2 protein-coding genes are annotated in these 6,265 nt (G+C 74.2%); both read left to right on the plus strand.

Going from position 1 to position 6,265, the window contains the following annotated elements:
- Positions 1-76: 76 nt before the first annotated feature.
- Positions 77-4,942, plus strand: a complete 4,866-nt coding sequence (locus ACFXPK_RS08580) for an amino acid adenylation domain-containing protein (RefSeq protein ID WP_385073078.1) — start codon at positions 77-79, stop codon at positions 4,940-4,942.
- Positions 4,943-4,950: 8 nt separating this feature from the next.
- Positions 4,951-6,150 carry an FAD-dependent oxidoreductase gene (locus ACFXPK_RS08585; protein WP_384993725.1) on the plus strand — a complete coding sequence of 400 codons (1,200 nt, stop codon included), beginning with the start codon at positions 4,951-4,953 and terminating at the stop codon, positions 6,148-6,150.
- Positions 6,151-6,265 lie beyond the last annotated feature (115 nt).

Genomic DNA, 6,265 nt, shown 5'->3' on the forward strand with positions numbered 1-6,265 from the left:
GTCTCCTGGCGGGGCGCCCCCCGCCCCGCCCGCGCGGGCGCCCACCGCCCCGCCCCTCGACAACACCGATCTGTATGTGATCGGCGAACACCCGGACGAGCCGCAGCCGTTCGGGGTGCCCGGCGAACTGTGCATCGCCGGGGCGGGTGTCGCCCGCGGCTATCTGGGCCGCCCCGAGCTGACCCGGGAGAAGTTCACCGCGCACCCGTCGGCGCCCGGCGAACGCCTCTACCGCACCGGCGATCTCGCGCGGGTGCTCGCCGACGGCACGATCGAATACCTCGGCAGGATCGACGGACAGGTGAAGATCCGCGGCAACCGGGTCGAGACCGGTGAGGTGGAGCACCATCTGTCGACCGCCCCCGGGGTGCGCGGCGCCGTCGTCGACAGCGTGACCTCGGAGCGCGGCACCCAGCTCGTGGGCTACTACGTCGCCGCGGAACCGGTCGAGGACGGCGTGCTGCGCGCCCATCTCGCCCGCCATCTGCCGGAGTTCATGATCCCGTCGTATCTGGTACGGATCGACCGCGTCCCGCTCACCCCCAACGGCAAGACCGACCGCCGCGCCCTGCCCGCGCCCCGCCCGGCGGGCGCCGCGTCCGGCGGGGAGGCCACCGCGCCGCGCGACCGGACCGAGGCGACGCTCCTCTCCGTCTGGGCCGAGGTGCTGGGGCAGGAGGACATCGGCGTCCACGACGACTACTACGCGCTGGGCGGCGACTCCCTCCTGACCATCAGGATCCAGGCCAGGGCCGCCCGGCTCGGCGTCCACTTCGCCCCGAACGACCTGGTCCGGCATCCGACCGTGGCGGCGCTGGCCGCCCGCTGCACCACCGGTCCGCGCGAACAGGGCCCGGATCTGGCCCCGTTCGCGCTGCTCCCCGAGGAGTCACGGGCCCGGCTGCTGCGCGAGGGCGACATCGAGGACGCGTTCCCGCTGACCCGCCTCCAGCTCGGGCTGATCTACCACAGCGCGGCCCGGGAGGGGTCCGCCGTCTACCACGACGTCTTCCACTACTCCTTCCGGCTGCCCTGGAACGCGTCCGCCTTCGGCAAGGCGTTCGACGTGCTCGTCGCCCGTCATCCCGCGCTGCGCTCCTCGATCGACCTCGGCGGGCACCCGGAACCGCTCCAGATCGTGCACCGGCGGGTGACCGGCGGCCTCGTCGTCGTCGACCAGCGGGGCACACCGGAGGCGGAGGCGGACGCGGTCCTCGACGCGCACATCGAGCGGCAGCGCCACCACGCCTACGACCTGTCGGCCGGGCCGCTCTGCCACTTCCGGGTCCATGTCCGTGAGCACACCGTGGAGTTGGTGCTCAGCTTCCACCATGTGCTGCTCGACGGCGGCAGCGTGGCGAGCCTGCTGCGGGAGCTGCTGGAGGAGCATCTGCGCGCCCTGGGCGAGGGAGGCGAGAGGGCCCCGGAAGGGCCGCCGCCCTCCCCCGCCCACCATGTCCTCGCCGAGCGCGCGGCGCTGGAGTCCGCGGAGGACCGGCGGTACTGGCGGGAACGGCTGGCGGGCGCGCGGGCACTCGCCCTCGACGGCTTCAGGACCGCCGAGCCGGTGACCGGGGAGCCCGGCTTCGTCTCCCACCGGGCCGCGCTTCCCCCGGGGCTGGAACGGCGGGTCGGCGCCTTCTCCCGTACCCACGCCGTCTCCGTGAAGTCCGTGCTCTTCGCGGCGCACTGCCTGACGCTGCGGCTGTTCTCCGGGCAGCACGACCTGACCACGGGGCTGCTCACGCACGGCCGCCCCGAGCGCGCCGACGGGGACCGCACCGCCGGTCTGTTCGTCCACACCATGCCCGTCCGGATGAACGACGCCGCCTCCACCTGGCTCGCCGCCGTCCGCGAGGCGCACCGGGAGGAGCGGCTCGGCCATCCGCACCGCCACTACCCGCTCAGCGCCGTCCAGGAGGACTCGCCGCACGGACCCGCCGTGCGGACCGCGTTCAACTACGTCAACTTCCATGTCCTCGCACCGGTGCTGAGCCGCCCCGATGTCGAACTGCTCTCGGTGCGCACCTTCGAGGAGACCGACTTCCAGCTCCTCGTCAACGCCGTCACCGATCCGGGCGACGGCTCCCTCTGGCTGCGGATCGACGGGGACGGCCGCACCTTCACCCCCGGCCAGGCCGCGCTGGTCGCCCGCGCCTACACCGAGATCCTCACCCGGGTCCTCGACCGCCCGGACGACCCCGCCGACCTCGGCTTCCTCGCCACCACGGGGGCTCCGGCCGTACGTGCCCCGGAGGCCGCCGGGGCGCCGCCGGACGTCGTACGGCTCTTCGCGGGACAGGCCGCCCGCACCCCGGACTCCGTCGCCCTGGTCCAGGGGACACGGCGGTGGACCTACCGGGAGCTGGACCGGGCCGCCGAACGGATCGCCCGGCGGCTGACCGGCCTCGGCGCGGGGCCCGGGGCCCGGGTCGGCGTCGCCATGGACCGGGCGCCGGAGACGGTGGCGGTGATCCTGGCGGTGGCGAGGGCGGGCGCCGCGTGCGTACCGCTGGACACCGGCTACCCGGCGGAGCGGATCACCGCGATGGTGGAGCAGGCGCGTCCGGTACGGGTGGTCGCGCACCGCGCCCACGCCCATCTGGTCGGCGACCCGGACGTCCTGCTGCTCGCGGAGGACCTCGTACGGGAGACACCGGAGCGGCCGGAGGACGGCCCCGCGCTCCCCGGCGTGGACCCCGCCGCCACCGCGTACGTCCTGTTCACCTCCGGCTCCACGGGCCGCCCCAAGGGCGTGGTGATGCCGCACCGCTCGCTCGCCGCCATGGTGGACTGGCAGAACCGCCGGCCCAGCGGAGCCGCCGGGGGCACCACCCTCGGGTACGCGCCGCTCAGCTTCGACGTCTCGTTCCAGGAGATCTTCTCCACGCTCTGCTCCGGCGGCACCCTCGTCCTGGTCACCGAGGCCGAACGGCGCGACATGCCGGCGCTGCTGCGCCTCCTCGACCGGCACGGCGTCGAGCGGATCTTCCTGCCGTACGTCGCCCTCCAGCAGCTCGCCGAGGCGGCCTGCGCGCTCGGCCCGGTGCCCGGCCGGCTGCGGACGCTGGTCTCCTCGGGCGAACAGCTCCGGGTCAGCGAGGAGATCCGCCGGCTGTGCGCCCTGCTGCCGGGCGCGGTCCTGGAGAACCAGTACGGGCCGACCGAGTCGCATGTCGTCACCAGCTTCACCATGACCGGCGACCCGGCCGCCTTCCCGCCGCTGCCGCCGATCGGCACCCCGGTCGACGGCGCGGAGGTCCTCGTCCTGGACGAGCGGATGCGGCCGGTCCCCGTCGGCGTCAGGGGCGAGATCCACCTGGGCGGTGTCTGTCTGGCCGACGGGTACACCGGAGCGCCCGAGCTGACCGCCGAGCGGTTCGTACCGCATCCGGACGGGGGCGAGCGGCGGCTGTACCGGACCGGTGACCTCGGCTACATACTGCCGGGCGGCGACATCGTCCACACCGGGCGCGCCGACACCCAGGTCAAGATCCGGGGCTTCCGGGTCGAGCCCGCCGAGGTGGAACTCGCCGTCGCCCGCCACGCCGCGCCCGGCTCCGGCGTCCGCGAGGTCGCGGTCGTGGACCGGCGGCGCGGTACGGACGCCTTCCTCACCGCGTTCCTCGTGGGCGACCCGGAGCTGACCGACCTCGGACGGCTCAAGGACGATCTGCGGGCCGCCCTCCCGGAGTACCTGGTCCCCTCCCACTACGAGTGGCTGCCCCGGATGCCGCTCACGCCCAGCGGCAAGCGGGACGACGCCGCGCTGCGCCGGGCCGAGCTGACGACGGCGGCGCCCCGGCCGGGCCGCCCCGCGCGGGACGCGTACGAGCGGACCCTCGTTGAGCTGTTCGGCGAGCTGCTGGACCTCCCCGCGCCGGGCGTCCACGACAGCCTCTTCGAACAGGGCGGCACCTCGATCACCGCGATGCGCCTCGTCATGCTGATCGAACAGCGTCTCGGGGTGCGCCTGCCGCTGTCCGCCCTGGTCGCGGCGCCCACCCCCGCCGCCATCGCGGAACACCTGCGTACCTCGGCAGCCGCGCCAGGACCCCGCGACATCCTGGTGCCCTTCCGGCGGGAGGGCGAGCGGCCGCCGGTCTTCTTCGTCCATCCGCTGGGCGGCAACGTGCTCTGCTATCTGGCGCTCTCCCGGCACCTCCCCGACGACCAGCCCTTCTACGGGCTCCAGTCGGCCGGGTTCGTGCCGGGCACCGAGCCGCACCGCTCCATCCCGGAGATGGCCGCCGCGTACGTCGAGGCCGTCCGGCGGGTGCGCCCGCACGGCCCGTACATCATCGGCGGCTGGTCGTTCGGCGGGTTCGTCGCCTTCGAGATGGCGCGGCTGCTGCGCGGTGCCGGCGAGGAGGTGCTGCCCCCGATCCTCCTGGACACGGTCGCGCTCAGCCCGGACGCCCCCCGGGACCTGAGCGACCGCTCCCTGCTCCACTTCTTCTTCTGGGAACTCCTGTGGGCGGACGGCGGCAGCGACACCCCCGTGGAGGAGCTGTCCCGCGAGGTCGGCACCGAGGAGGAGGTGTTCCGGCGCGTGGCCGAGGTCGCCGAACGGAACGGAATTCTGCCGCCCGGCGACTCCCACGACGCGGTCCGCCGCCTCCACTCCGTCTTCCAGGCGAACTACCAGGCGCTGATGGACGAGCGCGCCGAGAAGGGCGACCTGGACCTGACCCTCCTGCACGCCCAGGGCGAGCTGCCGGACGTGCTCAGGCCCCTGCACGACGGGGCGGGCTCGCTGCACGGCGACCCCACCAACGGCTGGCGGACCAGGACGACCGGGGACATCGAGGTCATCGACGTACCCGGCGACCATCTCCAGGTCGTCGAGGAGCCGTACGTGAAGTACGTGGCGGAACAGATCACGCACCTGGTGACGGCGAGCCTCCCGGACGCCGTCGACGGAACCCGAGGAAAGCGGTGACGACAGATATGAGCAGCGGAAACGGAACAAGCGGTACCGGTCGCAGAACGGCGATCGTCGTGGGTGCCGGGATCGGCGGTCTCGCGGCGGCCGTGACGCTGCGCCGCGTCGGAGTCGACGTCGAGGTCCACGAGCGGGCGGCCGAGCTGCGCCCGGCGGGCACCGCCCTGTCCGTCATGAGCAACTCCATGACGGCGCTGGCCTCCCTCGGCATCGATCTGCGCCTGGAGGAGCGCGGCCGGGCCATCGAGACCGCCGAGCTGATGACGAGCACGGGCGGCCGGATCACCACCCTGCCCTACCGGGCCCTCACCGACCGTCTGGGCGCCCCCAGCGTCTGCGTCTCCCGCAGCGAACTCCAGGCGGCCCTGCTGGAGGCCGCCGGGGACTGCCCGATCCATCTGGGGTCGGCCGCCACGGGGTACACCGTCGACGGGGACGGGGTACGGGTCCGCTTCGCCGACGGGCGGGAGGCCCGCGCCGATCTGCTCGTCGGCGCCGACGGGATCCACTCGGCGGTCCGCCGGCAACTGGCGGGACCGGAGACGCTGCGGGAGGCCGGCTACCTCTGCTGGCTCGCCGTCACCCCGTTCGACCACCCGCGCCTCACCCCGGGCTTCAACGGCCACTACTGGGGCCGGGGCCAGCGCTTCGGGCTGCACGACATCGGCCAGGGCCACGCCTACTGGTGGGGGACGCGGAACATGTCCGCCGAGTCCGCCCGTGGCTGGAAGGGCGGCAAGGACGACGTCGTCCGCGCCTTCGACGGCTGGGCGGACGTGGTCGGCGAGGTGATCAGGACGACCCCCGAGGAGTCCGTGCACGCCGTCCCCGCGCAGGACCGGCCGTTCCTGGAGCGCTGGGGCGAGGGGCCGGTGACGCTGCTGGGGGACGCCGCCCACCCCATGCTGACCGCCCTGGCCCAGGGTGGGAGCGCGGCGATCGAGGACGCCGTGGTGCTGGCCAAGTGCTGCGCGGCCGCCTCCGACCCGGTGGCCGGGCTGCGCGCGTACGAGGAGGCCCGCCGCGAACGTACCAAGTGGCTGGTCGACAACTCGTACACCCTCAGCAGGAACGAGCAGGAGGACCGGCCCCTGGCCATGGCGGTGCGCAACACCCTGATGCGTTACGCGCCGTCGTCCCTGCTGATGCGCCCCTTCGAGAAGGCGATGACGTACACCCCGCCCCGCTTCGGCGCGGACGGCTGACCGTCCCGTCCGGCTCCCGCCCCCGCCCGCGGCGCGGGGGGGCCGCGCCCCGGGGGGGGGGGGGTTACCCGTAAAACCCGGGGGAAAACCCGGGGGGGCCGTCCACCCCCACCTC

Origin of the sequence: Streptomyces sp. NPDC059142 (genome assembly GCF_042755665.1) — a bacterium.
Taxonomy (GTDB): Bacteria; Actinomycetota; Actinomycetes; order Streptomycetales; family Streptomycetaceae; genus Streptomyces.